At 71.0% G+C, this 19,254-nt stretch carries 9 protein-coding genes; 8 read left to right on the forward strand and 1 reads right to left on the reverse strand.

All coding sequences use genetic code 11. The features are described 5' to 3' along the window. The first annotated feature begins 9 nt into the window (after positions 1–9). From AD72_RS15310 to gntA, 8 genes are all read left to right on the forward strand, one after another. Positions 10–8,874: a type I polyketide synthase gene (locus AD72_RS15310; RefSeq protein ID WP_031467182.1), complete on the forward strand. Its 8,865-nt coding sequence runs from the start codon at positions 10–12 to the stop codon at positions 8,872–8,874. 8 nt (positions 8,875–8,882) lie between these two features. Further along, entirely contained in the window at positions 8,883–11,888 is a 3,006-nt protein-coding gene (locus tag AD72_RS15315) for a type I polyketide synthase (protein ID WP_031467183.1), read from the forward strand. Next, on the forward strand, positions 11,885–12,733 hold the full coding sequence (locus AD72_RS15320; RefSeq protein WP_031467184.1) for a 3-hydroxyacyl-CoA dehydrogenase family protein: 849 nt from the start codon (positions 11,885–11,887) through the stop codon (positions 12,731–12,733). Before AD72_RS15315 ends, AD72_RS15320 begins: the two co-directional genes overlap by 4 nt. 36 nt (positions 12,734–12,769) lie before the next feature. After that, positions 12,770–13,033 carry an acyl carrier protein gene (locus AD72_RS15325; protein ID WP_031467185.1) on the forward strand — a complete coding sequence of 88 codons (264 nt, stop codon included), beginning with the start codon at positions 12,770–12,772 and terminating at the stop codon, positions 13,031–13,033. Further along, the gene (locus AD72_RS15330; protein ID WP_031467186.1) at positions 13,030–14,169 is read left to right on the forward strand and encodes an acyl-CoA dehydrogenase family protein; all 1,140 of its coding nucleotides are present in this window, start codon (positions 13,030–13,032) and stop codon (positions 14,167–14,169) included. The genes AD72_RS15325 and AD72_RS15330 overlap by 4 nt, the downstream gene beginning before the upstream one ends. After that, positions 14,166–15,233 (forward strand): HAD-IIIC family phosphatase, encoded by a 1,068-nt coding sequence (locus AD72_RS15335; protein ID WP_031467187.1) that lies wholly within the window; start codon positions 14,166–14,168, stop codon positions 15,231–15,233. Before AD72_RS15330 ends, AD72_RS15335 begins: the two co-directional genes overlap by 4 nt. Then, entirely contained in the window at positions 15,230–15,973 is a 744-nt protein-coding gene (locus AD72_RS15340; protein ID WP_037345973.1) for a thioesterase II family protein, read from the forward strand. The genes AD72_RS15335 and AD72_RS15340 overlap by 4 nt, the downstream gene beginning before the upstream one ends. A gap of 88 nt (positions 15,974–16,061) precedes the next feature. Then, a complete protein-coding gene (gntA, locus tag AD72_RS15345) occupies positions 16,062–16,769 on the forward strand; it encodes a guanitoxin biosynthesis heme-dependent pre-guanitoxin N-hydroxylase GntA (RefSeq protein WP_031467189.1) in 708 nt (235 codons plus the stop codon). A 52-nt stretch (positions 16,770–16,821) separates the two neighbouring features. On the opposite strand, the gene AD72_RS15350 is transcribed toward gntA, so the two are convergent. Then, on the reverse strand, positions 16,822–19,239 hold the full coding sequence (locus AD72_RS15350) for an ATP-binding protein (RefSeq protein ID WP_037345977.1): 2,418 nt from the start codon (positions 19,237–19,239) through the stop codon (positions 16,822–16,824). Positions 19,240–19,254: the final 15 nt, after the last annotated feature.

The raw sequence follows: 19,254 nt of genomic DNA on the forward strand, positions 1-19,254 counted from the left end.
CCATGACCCATGCCTTCGGAAGAGCAGTACGTCGACTACCTCAAGCGGATGGCGGCCGACCTGCGTGAAACTCGCCGCGAACTCGCGGACGTGCGAAAACGGGAGCGTGAGCCTATCGCGATCACCGCGATGAGCTGCCGGTTCCCCGGTGGCGTCCGCACCGCGGGGCAGCTCTGGGATGTGGTCGCCGAGGGTGTCGACGCGATCTCGCCCTGGCCGACCGACCGCGGCTGGGACATCGAGGCCATCCACGACAAGGACGCGTCGAAGTCCGGAACCAGCTACGTCCGCGAGGGCGGTTTCCTGCACGACGCCGCCGAGTTCGACAACGAACTGTTCGGCATCTCACCGCGGGAAGCGGAGGCGACGGACCCGCAGCAGCGGCTGCTGTTGGAGACCGCCTGGGAGGCCGTGGAATTGGCCGGGATCGCCCCGGACTCGCTCAAGGGCAGTGCCACAGGTGTGTTCGCCGGGGTGGGCTTCACCGACTACGCCTCGCGGCTGAGCACACTTCCCGAGGAACACGAGGGCTATCTCGGCATCGGCACCTCCGGTTCGGTGGTGTCCGGCCGGGTGTCCTATGTGCTCGGTCTGGAGGGGCCTTCGGTTTCGGTGGACACGGCGTGTTCCTCCGCCCTTGTCGCGCTGCACCTGGCGGCTCGTTCGCTGCGCAGCGGGGAATGCACGCTGGCGCTGGCGGGCGGGGTGACGGTGATGGCGACCCCCGGAGCGTTCGTCGAGTTCTCCCGGCAGCGCGGGCTGGCCCCGGACGGGCGGTGCAAGCCCTTCGCGGCGGCCGCCGATGGCACCAACTGGGCCGAGGGCGCCGGAATGCTGGTACTGGAACGGCTTTCCGATGCCCGGCGCAACGGTCATCCGGTGCTGGCCGTGATCCGGGGGAGCGCGGTCAACTCGGACGGGCCCTCCAGCGGGCTCACCGCCCCGAACGGGCCCGCGCAGCAGCGCGTCATCCGGGCGGCGCTGGCCGATGCCGGGGTCGATGCGGCGGGCGTGGACATGGTGGAGGCGCACGGGACGGGGACCGCGCTCGGGGACCCGATCGAGGCCCAGGCCCTGCTGGCCACCTACGGCCGGGAGCGGGAAACGCCGCTGTGGCTGGGTTCGGTGAAGTCCAACATCGGTCACGCGCAGGCGGCGGCCGGTATCGCGGGCATCGTCAAGGCCGTCGAGGCGATGCGGCACGGTGTGCTTCCCGCGACGCTGCACGCCGGGGAACCGTCCTCGCACGTGGACTGGACGAGTGGCGCGGTGGAGCTGCTCACCGAATCCCGGCCGTGGCCGGAAACGGGGCGGCCGCGCCGATCCGGGGTCTCGGCGTTCGGCATCAGCGGAACCAACGCGCACGTCGTCCTCGAACAGGCGGCCGAGGAAGCCGCACCGGAGCGGACGATCCTCGCGCCCCCGGTGATCCCGTATCCGCTCTCCGGTGCCTCGGCGTCCGCGCTCCGGGCCCAGGCGGCCGCGTTGCTGTCCACAGTGGACGAATCGGCGGCCGAACCGGTCGACGTGGCGCATTCGCTCGTGGCCACGAGAACGGTGCTGGACCATCGGGCGGTGGTCACCGGGGCCGATCGGCAGGAGCTGGCCGCCGGGCTGCGTGCGCTCGCCGATGGCGGTGCGGGCACCGTGACCGGCAACGACACCGGCGGGCGGCTCGCGGCGCTGTTCACCGGGCAGGGGGCGCAGCGGCTCGGAATGGGCCAGCGGCTCTACGAGTGCTTCCCGGTGTTCGCCGAGGCTTTCGACAAAGCGTGCGCTCATCTGCCCGGGGTCCGCGAGGTGGCCTTCGGCACGGATCCCGGTCTGATCGAGCGCACCGAATTCGCCCAGCCCGCGCTGTTCGCCTTCGAGGTGGCGCTCTACCGGCTGCTCGCGGCGTGGGGGGTGCGCCCGGATTTCCTGGCGGGGCACTCGGTCGGGGAACTCGCCGCCGCGCATGTGGCCGGGGTGTTCTCCCTGGAGGACGCGGCGAGGCTGGTGCTCGCCCGCGGCCGGCTGATGCAGGCGCTGCCGCCGGGCGGCGCGATGATCGCCCTGGAAGCGAGCGAGGACGAGGTCCGGGAGCACCTGTCCGGGGAGGTGGCGCTGGCGGCGGTCAACGGCCCGCGGGCGGTGGTGCTCTCCGGGAGGGAGGAAGCAACCCTCGCGGTGGCCGCGCGGTTCCCGGACCGCCGCTCGACCCGGCTGACGGTCTCGCACGCCTTCCACTCGGCGCTGATGGAACCGATGCTCGCCGAGTTCACCGCGGTGGCGAGGACACTGACCTACCACGAGCCCTCGATCCCGATCGTCTCCACGCTGACCGGCGCCTTCGCCGATCGGCTCACCGATCCCGATTACTGGGCCGAGCACGTCCGGGGCACCGTCCGGTTCGCCGACGCCGTCGAGACCCTGCACGCGAACGGTGCGAGGGTGTTTCTCGAACTGGGGCCCGATGCGGCGCTGACCCCGATGGGCCGGTCGGTGCGCCCCGATGACGCGGTGTTCGCGGCGAGCCAGCGCAAGGACCGGGACGAGGCGCAGACCCTGCTCGCCGCGCTCGGCATGGTGCACAGCAACGGGGTCGCGGTGGACTGGGCGGAGTACCTGGCGGGCAGCGGGGCCCGCACCGTGGCCCTGCCGAGCTATCCCTTCCAGCGCAAGCGGTTCTGGCTCGAGGACCCGGGCGCGGACCGGGTACTCGGCGGAACCGAGGACAGCCGGTTCTGGTCGGTCGTCGAAGCAGGCGATGTTGGCGAGTTCGCCGCCGAGCTCAACCTCTCCGACAGCGCGGCCCCGCTCGGTACGGTGCTGCCCGCGCTGACCCGGTACCGGCGCGCCCGTTCGGTGGCGGCCGAGGCGGACACGCTCGGCTACGAGATCCGCTGGCAGCCGTGCACGCCCGCGAACACCGCCGCCAGTGGCCGCTGGCTGCTGGTCAGTTCCAGGGCCACCGAGGAGCACCCCTGGACGGCGGCGACGCTCCAGGCACTCTCCGGAGCCGAGGTGCGTCGCCTGGTGCTCGACCGCCCCGATCAGCTGTCCCTGGACGAACTGGCCGATGGCGAACCCTACGACGGCATTGTCTCACTGCTCGCGCTCGACCAGACCGAGACCGATGGGCTCTCGTTCGGCGCCGAGGCAAGCATGGAACTGGTCAGGGAGCTGTCCGCGCGTGAACCCCAAGGTCCACTGTGGACGGTGACGAGGGGAGCGGTGTGCGCGGCCGGGGACGACGCGCCGGAGGCACCGGAACAGGCCCAGCTGTGGGGATTCGGCCGCGCAGCCGCGCTGGAGAACCCGCAGGGGTGGGGCGGTCTGGTCGATGTTCCCGCTCAGGCGAGCGAGTCCGCCGTCGCCCTGCTGCGCGGGGTGCTCACCGGTCCGCGCGCCGAGGATCAGGTCGCGATCCGGGCCACCGGAGCGTTCGGCCGCCGTCTCGCGCACGCCGAACCCGCCGAGCGGGTGCGGTCGTGGCGGCCGCGCGGCACGGTGCTCGTGACCGGTGGAACCGGTGGCCTGGGCGGAATTCTGGCGCGGTGGCTGGTGGAGCACGGCGCCGAACGGGTGGTGCTGGTGTCCCGGCAGGGGGCCGCGGCGCCGGGCGCGGCGGAACTGATCGCCGAACTCGGCGCTCGGGTGAGCGTGCTCGCCTGCGATGTCGCCGACCGGGAAGCTCTCGACGCGGTGCTGCACCCGATCCGGGCAGACCTGCGCGCGGTGTTCCACCTGGCCGGTGTGCTCGATCTCGGCCTCGTCGAGTCCATGGACCGTAAGCGCTACGCGGATGTCCTGCGTCCCAAGGTCGCCGGTACGCGCAATCTCGACGAACTGACCGCGGACCTCGAACTCGACGCGTTCGTGCTGTTCTCCTCGATCGCCGCATCCATCGGCAACGCCGTGCAGAGCGCCTACGGGGCGGCGAACGCCTACCTGGAGGCGGTCGCGCAACGGCGCCGGGCCACGGGCCTGCCCGCGACCTCGATCGCCTGGGGGCGCTGGGGCGAGGTCGGCATGGGTATGGGCGCCGAACTGGACGAGCTGTTGAGCGGCCTCGGGGTGCCCGCGATGGCACCGGAGACCGGGCTGGCGGCCCTGGGCAACGCGCTCGACCGGGACACGATAGCGCTCACCGTCGCCGAACTGAGCTGGGACAAGTTCGCGCCGCCGTTCGCCGCGCTGCGGCCGAGCCCGCTGCTCGCCGAACTACCCGAGGTCCGTGCGATCGCGGAGGCCGAAGCCGCTCGCGCGCAGGAGGGGACCGAGATCGCAGCAGCCTGGCGCGCCAGCCTCGCCGGAATGCCGGAGGCCGAGCGGGAACGTGTCCTCACCGAGCTGGTTCGCACGCACACCGCGGCCGTGCTGGGGCACGCCGAGGGTGTCCCGGCCGGGCAGCAGTTCACCAAACTCGGCATCGACTCGCTGACCGCGATCGAACTGCGCGGCCGGATCAACACCGAGACGGGCCTCGCGCTGCCGCCGACGATGGTGTTCGACCACGCCACTCCCGCCGCGCTCGCCGCGCAGCTGCTGACCGAGCTGGGGCCCGCGGCCGCGGCGGAGACCGGCGCGACCGTGACCGAACCCGGTTCCGCGGGCCTCGACATCGCCGTCGCCGGGCTCTCCTGCCGGTTCGCCGGTGGCAGCGACACACCCGAGCAGTTCTGGACGAACCTCGTGGAGGGCCGGGATCTGGTGCGCGAGGTTCCACCGGAGCGCTGGCGTGCCGCCGACTACTACGACCCGGACCGCACCGCCGCGGGCAAGGCCTATACCCAGCAGGGAGCGTTCGTCTCCGAACTCGACGGCTGGGATGCCTCGTTCTTCGGCCTCGCACCGCAGGAGGCGCGCCGCCTCGACCCGTCCTTCCGGCTGCTGATGGAACTGGTCTGGGAAGGGATCGAGGATGCCGGACTGACCGCGGAGGAGCTGCGCGGCAGCCGCACCGGGGTGTTCGCGGGCCTGATCGACACCATGCAGTACAGCATGCGCCAGCTGGAGGCCGACGGGGTCGGCGCGGCCGATGATCCCTACTTCGGCCTCGGGAGTTCGCTGTCCGCCGCGGCGGGCCGGATCGCGCACCTGCTGGATCTGCGCGGACCTTGCCTGACCGTGGACACGGCCTGTTCCTCGGCACTGAGCGCGGCGCATCTCGCGGTGCAGAGTCTGCGCCGCGGCGAGTGCGATATCGCGATCGTCGGGGCCACCTCGGCGATGATCAACCCGGACGTGTTCATCCAGTCCTGCAAGATGAGCATGCTCGCCGCCGACGGCCGTACGAAGACCTTCGACGAGTCGGCCGACGGCTACGTGATCGGCGAGGGCGGCGGGGTCGTGGTGCTGCGCCGCGCCGGCGAGATCGGCCCGGCCGGGCGGGCGCGCGCGGTCATCCGGGGTACCGCGACCAACCAGGACGGCCGCAGCAACGGTCTCACCGCTCCGAACCGGGCCGCGCAGCACGCCGTCATCCGCGCGGCCCTCGCCGATGCGGGGGCACGGCCCGACGAGATCGGTTACGTCGAGGCGCACGGCTCCGGTACCCAGCTGGGAGATGCCATCGAGTTCACCGCGCTCAAGGAGATCTTCGCCGAGCGCACCGCACCGGATCCGCTGTATGTCGGGGCGGTCAAGACGAACGTCGGGCACACCCTCGCGGCCGCGGGCATGGCGGGCCTGATCAAGACCGTGCTCGCGCTGGAACACTCGACGCTGCCCGGCAACCTGAACCTGACCGAGCCGAATTCGGTCGTCACACCGGAGGGCACCGTCCGTCCGGTACCCGGTGTGCTGCCGTTCCCGGTCAACACCGACGGACTGCGGCGGGCGGGGGTCAGTTCCTTCGGCTGGTCCGGGACGAATGTCCACTTCGTACTCGACGCGGCCGCGCCCGCAGCGGCGCCCCGGCCGGGCCCGAACTGGCAGCTGCTGACCGTTTCCGGCCACTGCGCGGCCGGGCTGCGCGCCAATGCCGAGGCGCTGGCCGAACACCTGGATGCGGAACGGGATCTCGAATTCGCCGACGTCGCCTTCACCACCCAGGCAGGGCGCAGCGCGCTGCCCCGGCGCAGGGCGGTGGTGGTACGCGACGCCGCCGAGGCCGTCACGGCGCTGCGCGGTCTGCGGGACGGCGCGGACACCGAGGAAACGGTGAGCACCGAACGCCGGCGCTTCGGGCTGGTGCTTCCCGGGACCGTGCGGCCCTGGTCGCAGGTCACCGACGAGCTCTACGGCACCGAACCCGCCTTCCGCGCCGCCATCGAGGAGTGCGCCGCCGTGCTGGCCGAGCGGGCCGATGCGGATGGTGTGGTCGATCTGCTCGCCGCCCTGGCCGGGACTGCCGAGGCCGATGAGCGCGCCGTGGTGTTCGCCGTCGAATACGCCTATTGGCGGTTGCTGACCGCCTGGGGCCTGGAGCCCGCAGTGCTGCTCGGCCGTGGCACCGGGGAGTGCGTCGCGGCTGTGGCCGGCGGGCTGTTCGGCCTCGCCGAGGGACTCGAACTCGCGCTGGGCACGGCGATTCCGGCCGCCGAGACGCCTGGGATCCCGGTGATCTCCGCGCGCACCGGCAAGCAGCTCACCGCGGCCGAGGCCACGGACCCGGGGCACTGGGCCGGATCGGCCGACCGGTTCACCGACGGGCTGCGGGCCGCCACCGACTACGCCGAGATCCTCGTCGAGGCCGGGCTCGGTGCCGCCGGGGCGGAAACCGCCGCCCAGTGCGCGCCGCGGACTCCGGTGGTGTCCCTGCTCGCCGATCCCGCGCCGGGGGACGACCGGCGGTGCTGGCTCACCGCGCTCGGCAGGCTGTGGGAACTGGGCGTGCGGATCGACTGGAGTGCCGGGGCCGGACCGGGACGCCAGTTCGTCCGGCTGCCGTCCTACCGGTTCCAGCGCACCCGCTACTGGCCCGAGGTCGAATCGCGGGGCAGCAGCTGGTCCATGTCCCAGATGAGCGGGAACGAGACCGCGGCGGAACCGGCACCGGTGCGCGACGGGCTGGTCACCCATGTCCCGACCTGGCGCAGGGACAACACCCGGCGGATCCCCGCCGAACCGGGGGAGCTGCTGCTGTTCGCCGAGCCGGGCCCGTTCGCCGAGGAGTTCATCAGCCAAGCCAGGGAAGCGGGGCATCAGGTCACCCTGGCCGGTGCGGATCCGTCCGATGTGGACGCTTACCGCCGGGTGTTGGCCGCCGCGGGCGGGGAGGGGCCGCTGCGGGTGGTGCACGCGCACGGGCTGACCGCGAGCGACCGGGAATCCGGTTTCTACAGCCTGATGTGGCTCGGCCAGGCGATCGGTGCCGAGTGTTCCGCGCGCCGCGTCGAGCTGCTGACACTGGGCCGCTGTGGTTTCGACGTGCTCGGTGCGGACGCCACCGATCCGTTCAGCCCGACACTGGCCGCGGCCGGTGACGCGATCGCCGCGGAGTACCCGCTGGTCCGCGCGCAGTACGCCGATCTCGCCGAAACCGGGGACCTCGCGGGCCAGGCGCTGAGCGAACTCGATCTGCTCGCGGCCTCGCCGGTATCCACCTCGGACACGGTGGACGGCGTCGCGGTTGCCGCCTGGCGCGGTGGCCGTCGCTGGCTACGGGATTTCGATGTCGTGGAGCTGCCGGAGGCCACCGCGGAGCAGGCGTGGAAACCCGGTGGCACGTATCTGATCACCGGCGGGCTCGGGGTGCTCGGCCTGGCGCTCGCGCGGCGGCTCGCCCCGCTCGGGGTGAATCTCGCACTCGCCGGTCGCAGCACGCTGCCACCGGAGGACAGCTGGGACGACTGGATCAGCGCGCACGGAGTGGACGACCGGACCAGCTCGGTGCTGCTGGCGATCCGGGATCTGCGCGCGCTCGGTGCCGAGGTACTGACGGTGCGGGCCGATGTGAGCATGCCCGGCGAGGCGAAGGCGTTGCTGGCCGAGGTGCGCGGTCACTTCGGCGCACTGGACGGTGTGGTGCACGCGGCCGGTATCGCCGGGGGCGGTCTGCTGCAGAACAAGACCCGAGAGCAGGCGGCCGCGGTGCTGGCCCCGAAAATCGACGGCACCCTGGCCCTTGCCGAGGCACTGCGCGCGGAACCGGTCGAGGTGCTGGTGCTGTACTCCTCCACGGTCACCCTCACCGTCGGCGTCGGCGAGACGGACTACTCCGCGGCCAATGCCTTCCTCGACGGGTTCGCCGCGGTGGAGAACGCGCTCGGCACCGCCGCCGAACGGGTGGTCTCGGTGGCGTGGGGACCGTGGCAGCTGGATGCCTGGACCAACTCCGGGCTGTCCGGATCGGCCGAGCTGCAGGACGGTGCGCGCCGGTTCCGGGAGGAGTTCGGCATCGGAGCCGAGGAAGGCACCGAGCTGCTGACCAGGATCCTCGCCTCGGGTGAGCCACAGGTGACCGTGCTGCCCCTGCCGCTGACCGAGGTGCTCGGCGCGCTGGGCCGGATGGGCTCGGTGGACGCGCTGGTCGGTGGTGCCGAGACCGGGGTGCCGTCCGGACAGCGGTACCCGCGCCCGGAACTGCGCACCGCGTTCCTCGCCCCGCGCACCCCAGTGGAGGAACGGGTCGCCGCGGCCTGGTGCGAATGCCTGGGCCTGGAACAGGTCGGGGTGCACGATCCGTTCTTCGACCTCGGCGGCACCTCGCTGATCGGGCTCGTGCTGATCGGCAGGGTGGCCAAGGAGTTCGGTGTCGACCTTGCCCCGGCCAGCCTGTTCGAGAAGCCGACCATCGCCGAGTTCGTCACCCTGCTCGGCGAGCCGCAGTCCGCCGAGGCGCCCGCGGAGCCCGGCGGGGTGACCGAGGACGTCTCCGCACGCGGGCAGCGCCGCCGCGCCCGTGCCGCGAATCTCCGCAAACGACCGAGCCGGACCGGAAGGTGAACCGCGCGATGGCCATGCAACCACGGGACACCGCCGACGACATCGCGATCGTCGGCATGGCCGGGAATTTCCCCGGTGCGCCCACCCTGGACAAGTTCTGGGCCGAGCTGCGCGCCGGGCGGGACGGCATCACCCGGATGACCCGCGAGGAATTGCTCGAGGCGGGGGTTTCCGCGGAACTGGCCGACGATCCCGCGTTCGTCGCCGCGGCCGGGATGCTGCCCGACATCGACCGCTTCGACGCGGACTTCTTCGGTTACGACCGGGCCGATGCCGAACTGCTCGACCCACAGCACCGGCTGTTCCTGGAATGCGCGTGGCACGCGCTCGAGGACGCGGGAATCGATCCGGACGGGGTCGATGGCCTGGCCGCGGTGTTCACCGGTGGCGCGCCGAGCACCTACCTGATGTCGAACCTGCTGCAGAACGACGGCACGGTGCTGACCGTGGGGCCGGACCAGCTGATCCTGCAGAACGAGAAGGATCTGCTCGCCTCGCGCCTGTCGTTCGCGCTCGATTTCACCGGGCCCTCGGTGAGTGTGCAGAGCTGCAGCTCGACCGGGCTGAGCGTGGTCGCCCAGGCGTGCTCCAGCCTGCTCACCGGCGAATCCGATCTCGCCGTCGCAGGCGCGGTATCCGTTGTGGTGCCCCAGGAACCGGGCTATCTCTACCGCGCGGACAGCCGGTTCGCTCCGGACGGGGTGAACCGGATCCTGGACGCCGAGGCCACCGGCAAGGTACCCGGTAACGGTCTCGGCGCGATCGTGTTGCGGCGGTTGGAGGACGTGCAGGCCGAGGGGGACCGTGTCTACGCCGTGATCCGCGGCTGGGCCATCCACCACGAGGGAAGGCAGGGCCGCCAGTCGTTCAACCGCCCCGGCGTTCCCGGTCAGGCAGCCGTCGTCGCGGAGGCCATGGCCGCCGCGGATGTCGAACCCTGCGATATCGACCACGTGGAAGTGTCCACGCTGGGGACTCCGTTCGGCGATGTGGCCGAGATCGCCGCGCTGCAGCGGATCTTCGACGTCGAGGACGTCGAGCAGGTCACGCTCGGCTCGATCGACGCGAATCTCGGGCACATCAACCAGGCCGGTGGTATCGCCCGGCTGATCAAGGCCGCACTCGCGCTGTACCACGAGGAACTGCCGCCCGCGATCAACTTCGAACGCCCGAATCCGCAGTTCGCGCACAGCGGGGACAAACTTGTCGTACCGCGGGAACGCACCGCGTGGCCGCGCGGGCAGCGCCCGCGGCTGGCCGGGGTGAGCGCCAACGGGTTCGGCGGAACCGATGCGCACGTGGTGCTCGAGGAGGCCCCGGAGCCGGATCCGGAACCGCGTCCCGCGGCGCGCCCGCACCAGCTGCTCGTCTGGTCGGCGCGGACCGCCGAGGCCGCCGAGGCCGCGAGCGCACGACTCGCCGCCGATCGGGAGAACTGGACGGATCTCGCCGATGTGGCGTACACGCTGCAGACCGGGCGCAAAGCGTTCGCGCACCGGCGGATGGCCGTGGTGTCCTCGCTCGAGGACGCGGCCGAGGTCTTCACCGAGTCCGCTGCCGGAAAGGACTCCAGGATCCTCGCCGAGGCCGGGAGTTTTCCCCGCCAGGCCGGGTTTCTGCTGCCCGGGGTCGGTGAGCAGTACCGCGGTATGGCCGGTGGCCTCTACGAGAGCGAGCCGGAATTCAAAGCCGCGGTCGACGAGTGCGCCGCCCTGTTCACCGGACAGCTCGGCAGCGATCCGACGGAGAGCCTGCGCGGGCCCCGGTCGGACGGCGGCGGCGAGCTCGCCCGGCTGCTCGGCCGCGCCGCCGATACCGAGGAGGCCGGTCCGTCCCTCACCCAGCCCGCCGTGTTCACCCTCGGCTACGCGCTCGGCAGGCTGCTGCGCGCCTGGGGAATCGAGCCCTCGGTACTGGCCGGGTACAGCGTCGGCGAGTTCGCGGCCGCGGCGCTCGCGGGCGCGCTGACCCTGGAGGAGGCGACCGAGCTCGTCGCGTTCCGCTCCCGGCTGATCGAGAAACTGCCGCGCGGGGCAATGTCCGCGGTCCCGCTCGGTGCGGCCGAGCTGACCGCGCTGGTGGGTGATCCGGCGGCGTTCGGGGTGGACCTCGCCGCGGTCAACGGCCCCCAGCTGGTGGTGGTCTCCGGCACGGTCGAGGGGATGACCGGGCTGACCGAGGCGCTCGCCGAACACGGTGTCCCCGCGCGTCCGCTGCGTACCACGCACGCCTTCCATTCGCGCACCCTGCGCCCGGTGGCGGCCGAACTGACCGCGTGGGCGCGGCAGCACCTGAACCCACAGGAACCGGATGTGCCGTACCTGTCCAACCTCACCGGGGCGCCGATCACCGGGAAGCAGCTCCGCGATCCGGGCTACTGGGCCGAGCACATGTGTCGTCCGGTGCAGTTCGCGGCGATGATCGAGCATTCGGCCAGTGCCCTGCCTGACACCGTGTTGCTGGAACTCGGCGCGGGCCAGTCGCTCGGGGCCATGTTCCGCGGTCATCCGGCTTTTCCGCAGCAGTCCTGGCGGCTGCTCGTGCCGACCCTGCCCGGCGAGGCCGATCCCCGCCCGGACACCGAAGTGCTTGCCGGGGCGCTCGGCCGGTGCTGGCTGTCCGGGGTGGAGCTCGACTGGCGCGCGTACCACGAGGGGCGAAAACCGCGGAAGACCACGGTGCCGGGCTACGTGTTCGGCGGTGAGCGGTACTGGATCGAGCCGACGGCGGCCCGGTCCGCGACCGAGGTCGCCCTCGGCGCCCGCGAAGCGGACGCGGCGCGCCCGCAGCCGGTCTACCTGGTGGACGGGCCGGTGGACCGAACGGCCCGCGATCTGGCCACCCGGCTCGGTGCGGAGCTCGGGGCGACGGTGGTGTTCGCGGCGGAGCACCCCGGCGGGACCGAGGCGGTGCGGACCGAGTACGGGCGGCTGGACGGTGTGCTGGACCTGACGATGAGCGATGCCGTCGAGAGCAATGCCGCCGGGAGCAACGCAGCCAAGGAGGAACGATGACAAAGGTCGGAGTGGTCGGTGCCGGGGTGATGGGCACCGGGGTCGCGCAGAACCTGGCGACCAGCGGGCACGAGGTCACGCTCGTGGATGTCGACGGGGCCACGGTCTCCGCTGCCCTGGACCGCATCGAGCTGGAGTGCCGGATGAGCCGGATGCTCGGCGGGCCGGAACTGGATGCCGACGCGGTGCTCGCCCGGATCAGCACGGGTACAAAGCTGGAGGCACTGGCCGAATCCGCGGTGGTGATCGAGAACATCACCGAGAACTGGGATCTCAAGGCACGGCTGTACCCGCGGCTCGACGCGGCATGCAAGGACGACACCGTGTTCGTGGTCAACACCTCGGCCATCCCGATCACCAAGCTCGCCGCATGCACCGGCCGCCCGGACAGGGTACTGGGGGTGCATTTCATGAACCCGGTCCCGATGAAATCCGCCTGCGAGTTCATCCCCGGATACCACACCAGCGAGGCCACGAAGGACACCGTGCGGGAGCTGCTGGAGTCCATGGGCAAGAAACCCATCCCGGTCAACGACGCGTCCGGGTTCGTGTCCAATCGGGTGCTCATGCTGACCGTCAACGAGGCCGCGTTCCTCGTGCACGAGGGGGTCGCCGACGCGGCCACCGTCGACGAGGTGTTCCGCGAGTGTTTCGGGCACCCCATGGGTCCGCTGGAGACCGCGGACCTGATCGGCGTCGACACGATCCTCTACAGCGTCGAGGTGCTCTATGAGGAATTCAACGACAGCAAGTACCGGCCCTGCCCGCTGCTCAAACAGATGACCGCGGCGGGACTGCACGGTCGCAAGAGCGGCAAGGGTTTCCACAGCTACTCCCACGCCTGAGACCGGCCAGACGATTCCACAGGAAAGAGGTTCCCCATGGCGCAGGATGTGCGCGACGACATTCGTGATTTCATCGCCGCGAAATTTCCCGGAATGTCGTTCACCGACGACGAGGACATTTTCGCGCTGGGTTTCGTGAATTCCCTGTTCGCGATGGAACTGGTCATGTTCATCGAGAAGACCTTCGGCACGAAGATCCCGAACGAGGAGCTGCGGCTGGAGAACTTCCGCACCGTGGTGCTGATGGCCGAGCTCGTGCAGCGCCGTGCGGAGGCGGCCAAGAGCGGGGCGGTGACATGACCGCCGGGACCCGCGCGGCCGCACCCGAACTCGCCACGGTCGCGCGGTTCGTGGACGAGGAGGTCGCCCCGTACGCGGGCGAGTGGGAGCGGGCCGAGGAGATTCCCGCGGAAGTGCGGCAGCGGCTGGGCGGACTCGGGCTGTGGGGCCCGTTTCTGCCCGCCGAGTCCGGCGGTGCCGGGCTGGACATGGTCACCCTCGGCCGGATACACGAGGAGATCGGCCGCGGCTGCTCCTCGCTGCGCAGCCTGCTGACGGTGCACACCATGGTCACCGCGAGCGTGCAGCGCTGGGGTTCCGCCGAGCAGGGCGAGCGCTGGCTGCCCGCACTCGCCAGCGGCGAGACCCTGGGCGCGTTCTGCCTGACCGAACCCGAGTACAGCGGCAGCGATGCCACGGCGGCGGGCACCACGGCGGTCGCCGAGAACGACGGCTGGGTGCTCAGCGGCGCCAAGAAGTGGATCACCGGCGGGCAACGGGCCGGGGTGCTGCTGGTGTTCGCCGATACGGAGAACGGGATGAGCGCGTTCCTCGTACCGGCCGACCATCCCGGTGTACGGATCAGCCCGGTCGCGCAGGTGCTGGGCACCGCCGCGAGCATGCTCGCCGCGATCGAGTTCGACCACGTGCGGCTGGGCCCGGACGCGCTGCTCGGCCCGCCCGGCTGGGCGGCGGGCACGGTGATGACCGGTGCCCTCGATCTCGGCCGGTACAGCGTCGCCAGCGGTTCGGTCGGCATCATCCGGGCCGCCATGGACGCCTCGGCCGCCTACACCTCGCACCGTCGCGCCGGCGGTGGCCTGTTGCGGGAGCAGCCGCAGATCCGGGCGAAGATCAGCGAGATGGTCACCGCGCGCAACGCGGCGCGGCTGTTGTGCGCGGAGGCCGGGCGACTCAAGGATGCCGGAGATCCGGCGACGATCATGGCCACCTGGGTGGCCAAGTACTTCGCGTCCACCGCCGCGGCCCGGGCCGCCTCCGATGCCGTGCAGATCCACGGTGCGAACGGATGCGGTCCGGAGTATCCGGTCGCGCGGCTGTACCGGGACGCGAAGGTCATGGAAATCATCGAGGGCAGCACCCAGATCCAGGAGCTGACCATCGCCGATGAAGCGTATCGAGAGGTGGCGCGATGACGAGCACGGAAACCGAGCCCGGCACGTCGCGGAAACCCGGCAGGGGCCGGATCAAATGCGTCGTCTGGGATCTGGACAACACGCTGTGGCAGGGCACGCTGCTGGAGGACGGGGAAGTGACCGTCCGGCCGGAGGTGGTCGCCGAGATCAAGCGGCTCGACGAGCTGGGCGTGCTGCATTCGGTGGCCAGCCGCAATGACCACGACGCGGCGATGGAGCGACTGCGGGCCGCGGGGCTCGCGGAGTACTTCCTGTATCCGCAGATCAACTGGAATCCCAAATCCGGTTCTGTGCAACGGGTTGCCGAAGCGCTCAATCTCGGCCTGGACGCGATCGCGTTCGTCGACGATCAGCAGTTCGAGCTGGACGAGGTGGCGCACGCGCTGCCCTCGGTGACGACCGTCGATGCCGCCGAGTTCGAACAGGTACTCGCGGGGGAGGAGTTCCGGCCCCGGTTCGTCACCGACGAATCGCGGATCCGCCGCCAGCTCTACCGCGCCGCCGCCGAACGGGACCGGGTGGAGCAGGAGTACCAGGGCACCGACGAGGAATTCCTGTCCACACTGGACATGACGTTCACGATCAGCCGGGCGCAGCGGGAGGACCTGCAGCGGGCCGAAGAGCTGACGGTGCGCACCAATCAGCTGAATTCGACCGGGCGGGTCTACTCCTACGACGAGCTGGACGAGCTGCGCGACTCGCCCGATCATGTGTTGCTGGTGGCATCGCTGTCGGACAAGTACGGCGGATACGGCAAGATCGGGCTGGCCCTCGTCGAGCGCGGCTCACCGGCCTGGCACCTGCGGATGATGCTGATGTCCTGCCGGGTGATGTCCCGCGGGGTCGGCACCGTGCTGCTCAACCACATCATGGGGCTGGCCAAGGCCGACGGCGCCACGCTGCGCGCCGACTTCGTGGAGACCGGCCGCAATCGGGTCATGTACGTGACCTACGCGTTCGCCGGATTCCGCGAACTCTCCCGGGACGGCGACCGACTGGTACTGGAGTCGGATCTGACCCGGATCCAGCCGCCTCCCGGTTATCTGACCGTGGACGTGCGGTGACGGCCGCGCCGCAACACCCCTGGCTGCCGGGCGGGCTGCCGGAGACCGGGGCGACCAAACTGTTCTGCTTCCCGCATGCCGGCGGGAGCGCGCTGGTGTACCGCGACTGGCAGGCCGAGGCGGGGGACGGGCTCGCCGTGCTCCCGGTGCAACCGCCCGGCCGGGCCGAGCGCGGCCGGGAACGCCCGCACGAGAACGTCGAGTCCTTGGCGGACGATGCACTGGACGGCCTGGCTGAGGCGTTCACCGGAGACTACGCGTTTTTCGGGCACAGTGTGGGCGCCCTCGCCGCCTACCTGATCACCCGCCGGCTCGTGGAACGCGGTGCCCGCCCGCCGCGGCACCTGTTCGTGTCGGGCAGGGCCGCACCGCAGCTTCCGGACAACCGTCCGCCGCTGCGCGCGCTTCCCGACGACCGGCTCACCGCCGAACTGGACGCGCTCGGCGGGCTGCCGGAAGTGCTGCGCCGGGAACCGGCGCTGCTCTCGATGTTCCTGCCACTGCTGCGCGCCGACCTCGCGGTCAACGAGACCTATCGGCACCGGCCGGGCGCGGTGCTTCCGGTGCCGTTGACCGTGTTCGGTGGCGATCACGATCCGCGCGCCGACACCGAGGAGCTCGCGGCGTGGCTGGAAGTGGGCAGCGATCCGGAACTGTTCCTCTACCCCGGCGGGCATTTCTACCTCGAGAACAGGGTTCCGGAATTGCTGCACACCGTCCGGCTGAAGTTGGGGCGCTGAGCACGATGGCGTTTCCCGAGCCCACCACGGCGCCACGTGCGCGTTCCGACCGGCCATCGAACAGAGCCCGAGACGAAGGGGTTGCCTCATGACCACCGATGCCCGAGCCGAACTCGAGGAATTCATCCAGACCAAGGAATTCAGCTGTCTCGGTGCCCGTTCGGCACTCAAGAAAGGCACGATCCAGCACGGGCACTACCCGGCGCTGGGGGAGCCGGATTCGGCCCGCGCCAATTACCGGGAACTGCTCGGTTATGCCCGGGATATCCGCCCGACCCTTTCGGACAAGAGCTTCCGCACCTTCGTGGCGACCTTCGAGACTCCCGGGCAGGTGCTGGAGGAGCGCGAGTTCGAGCGGTTGCTCTGGCGGCACCTGCAGCTGATGCACGATATCGACAGCCGTAGTTACGGGCTCGACGACGGCGCCACCTCGGATCCGGACGAGCCGCATTTCGGTTTCCACGTGGCGGGCCACGCCTTCTTCCTGGTGGGCATGCACCCCGGAGCGTCCAGAGCCAGCCGCCGGTTCGTGCGCCCGGCGATCGCGTTCAACTCCCTCATGCAGTTCATGCTGCTCGGGGAGAAGTTCTTCTCGATGCAGGACGCCATCCGCAAGCGGGAGAGGAACAACAACGGTTCGGTGAATCCGAGTTTCACGACCTACGAATACGAGATGCCCTCCCGGCACTACGCCGGGCGGATGACCGAGCCGGACTGGAAGTGTCCGTTCACCTCCCGGCACGAGGCCGCCCCGGCGAAGTACGGCCTGGACACGTTGAAAGCCAAGGAAGGCTGAACCGGACTGATCGCCGCCGGGGTGGACCGCCCACCCCGGCGGTTTCGGGTGTTCAGGCGGGGATCTCGGTGCGCGCGGTGCGGCCGCCGGAGAAGCGCCGCACCAGTTCGGTGCTCGCGGAACGCGGGATTCGCTGATAGGCCAGTTCGCGCAGCGGCGCCCAGCGGAAGGCGAATCCGTGCCCGGCATGTTCGAGAAGGCCTTGCGCGGCAAGGGAACCCAGCGCCATGGCAACCTCGGCCCGGTCCCGGCCGCAGACCTCGGTCACCTCGTCCGCGTCGAAGAACTCGCCGGTCAGTGTGGCCGCCTTGAGCACGCTCTTCTCCGCGGGAGCCAGGCTGTCCAGCAACGCGGCGAGTGTGCGGCGGATGGCCGCCGGGGTCGGAGGTGCCGTGTGCCCGAGGGCCGGAGACAGCGTCGTCCGGTCGTGCACCGCTCGCGCGTACACCTGCGCGAACCGCGGATTGCCGCCGATCCGGGTGATCAGCTCGTGCCGGGTCCGGGCCAGCCGGTTCGTGTTCGGCAGCAGCACGTCGAGCAGTTTGGCCACCGCCTTGTCGGCCAGGGGCGCCAGCACGATGGTCGTCTGCCCGGTGACCGTTTGCGGCGGTACGTCGAGTGGATCGGGGCGTTCGGCGGTGAGGATCAGGACCGGGAGCCCCGCGCAGGCTTCGCCCAGCCAGGACAGCCTCGTGCGCAGCTCCGCGTCCTGGACATCGTCGGCAAGCACGACCAGCGGTCCGTTGGCGGTCAGTTCGGTCGCGGCGGCACGGAGCGCGGGTCCGCCGTCTCCGCCGCGCAGCCCGGCCATCGTAGCGGGCAGCAAGCCCGGGGCCGAGGCGAATGCGGCGAGCAGATCACCGGCCACGTCGAGCACCCGGATCCGCGGGTATTCCTCGAGAAGCTGGCGGAACTCGATGAGCAGGCGCGTCTTGCCGATACCGGGCTCGCCGCGCAGGGTCACCCGGTGCGGATGGCCGCCGCGCTCGACGAAACCCAGGAACTGGTGCAGCAGTTCGAGCTCGTGCTCGCGACCGGCGAACGTGAGGGTGTCCGGTGGTTCGGGCGCCGGACGGGGCCGCAGCAGACAGGCCTCCCACCGGCCGTCCTGTTCGGTGGCGGTGTAGCCGACCTCGGGTTCGCTTGCCTCACGGACCGCCTCCACGACGCGAACCCGGCCCTCCGGTGCGCTGAGCGTGGACCGGACACACCGGTCGAGCACGGGACCGGTGACCGATTCCTCACCGATCGCCGAGGGCGTGGTGAGCACGTCCCCGGTTTCGACGCTCACCTGCACGGCGATTCCCGATTCGGTGAGCCGGTCCCGGATCCGCAGCGCGGTGCGCACCGCCCGGACGGCGTCATCCTCGCGGGTGCGCGGAAGCCCGTACACCGCGAGCAGAACGGGGCCGTGCATGCCGGGCAACCGGGCGTCCTCGGTGGCGGCCTCTTCCTCGACCACGGCCCAGAGCCGGGCAAGCACCTCGCCGGCCTCCTCGGGGTCGTCGGAGGTCGCGGCGGCGATCCCGACCGCGACAACCGGTTTGCGTTCGGCCTCGGTTTCCCGCGGCAGCCAGAAGTCGGGGCGTTCCTCCCCGGTATCGCCCGGTTCCTCCGCGAGTTCGGGCGCGGGCACCGGGACCATGGGGGATGCCGGGACGACCGCGGCCATCGGCTGCGGATCGGCTTCGGCCGGAGGAGTGCGATCGAGCACCGCCTCGTCGTGCTGCAGGATCGCGCGTTCGAGTTCCCGGAGTTCGCGGCCCGGCTCGAGGCCGAGCTCATCGGTGAGGCTCGCCCGGGTGGCGCGGAAGACCTCGAGCGCGTCGACCGCCCGTCCGCACCGGTAGAGCGCGGTCATCAGCTGGGCGTTGAGCCGCTCGCGGTTGGGGTTCGCCGTCGCCTGCTCCTGCAGTGCGCTGAGCACCTCGCGGTGCCTGCCGCGGTCGAGCTCCAGGGCGAACAGGTCTTCGTGCAGCGCAAGCCGCTCATCCTCGAGCGTGCCCAGCTCGGGCCAGTTCACGCCCGCCTCGGCGAGATCGGCCAGCATGCGGCCGCGCCAGAGCGCGAGCGCCTCGGTCATGGCCGAGACGGCGCCCTCGGTGTCCCCGTTGTCCCGCGCGCCACGGCCCGCGGCCGAGAGTCGGCGGAACCGGGCGAGGTCGAGCTGCTCGTCGTCGATCCGCAGCAGATAACCGGGCGCGTGGGTGAGCAGCATCGGTTCCTGCTCACCGGGATTCGTGCCCGCCGCGAGCGTCGAGCGCAGCCCGGAGACCGCGTTCTGCACCATCTTGCGTGCCGTGGCCGGGATCTGCTCCGGCCAGAGCGCGGAAAGCAGGGAGCTCGTCGCCACCACTTCGTTGTGGTGCAGCAGCAGGTAGGCGAGTACGGCTCGCTGGGTGGATCCTCTGAGCACCACCGGGCGCCCGTTGTGGACGATGTCGAAGGGACCGAGAAGTTCGAAGCGCATGGAATACCGCCCTGC

It is taken from the genome of Sciscionella sediminilitoris, assembly GCF_000737195.2.
Lineage (GTDB): Bacteria > Actinomycetota > Actinomycetes > Mycobacteriales > Pseudonocardiaceae > Sciscionella > Sciscionella sediminilitoris.

Excerpts from the sequence above, each read along its gene's own strand:
- AD72_RS15310 (WP_031467182.1), top strand. The coding sequence starts at position 10 with ATGCCTTCGGAAGAGCAGTACGTCGACTACCTCAAGCGGATGGCGGCC.
- AD72_RS15315 (WP_031467183.1), top strand. The coding sequence starts at position 8,883 with ATGGCCATGCAACCACGGGACACCGCCGACGACATCGCGATCGTCGGC.
- AD72_RS15320 (WP_031467184.1), top strand. The coding sequence starts at position 11,885 with ATGACAAAGGTCGGAGTGGTCGGTGCCGGGGTGATGGGCACCGGGGTC.
- AD72_RS15325 (WP_031467185.1), top strand. The coding sequence starts at position 12,770 with ATGGCGCAGGATGTGCGCGACGACATTCGTGATTTCATCGCCGCGAAA.
- AD72_RS15330 (WP_031467186.1), top strand. The coding sequence starts at position 13,030 with ATGACCGCCGGGACCCGCGCGGCCGCACCCGAACTCGCCACGGTCGCG.
- AD72_RS15335 (WP_031467187.1), top strand. The coding sequence starts at position 14,166 with ATGACGAGCACGGAAACCGAGCCCGGCACGTCGCGGAAACCCGGCAGG.
- gntA (WP_031467189.1), top strand. The coding sequence starts at position 16,062 with ATGACCACCGATGCCCGAGCCGAACTCGAGGAATTCATCCAGACCAAG.
- AD72_RS15350 (WP_037345977.1), bottom strand. The coding sequence starts at position 19,239 with ATGCGCTTCGAACTTCTCGGTCCCTTCGACATCGTCCACAACGGGCGC.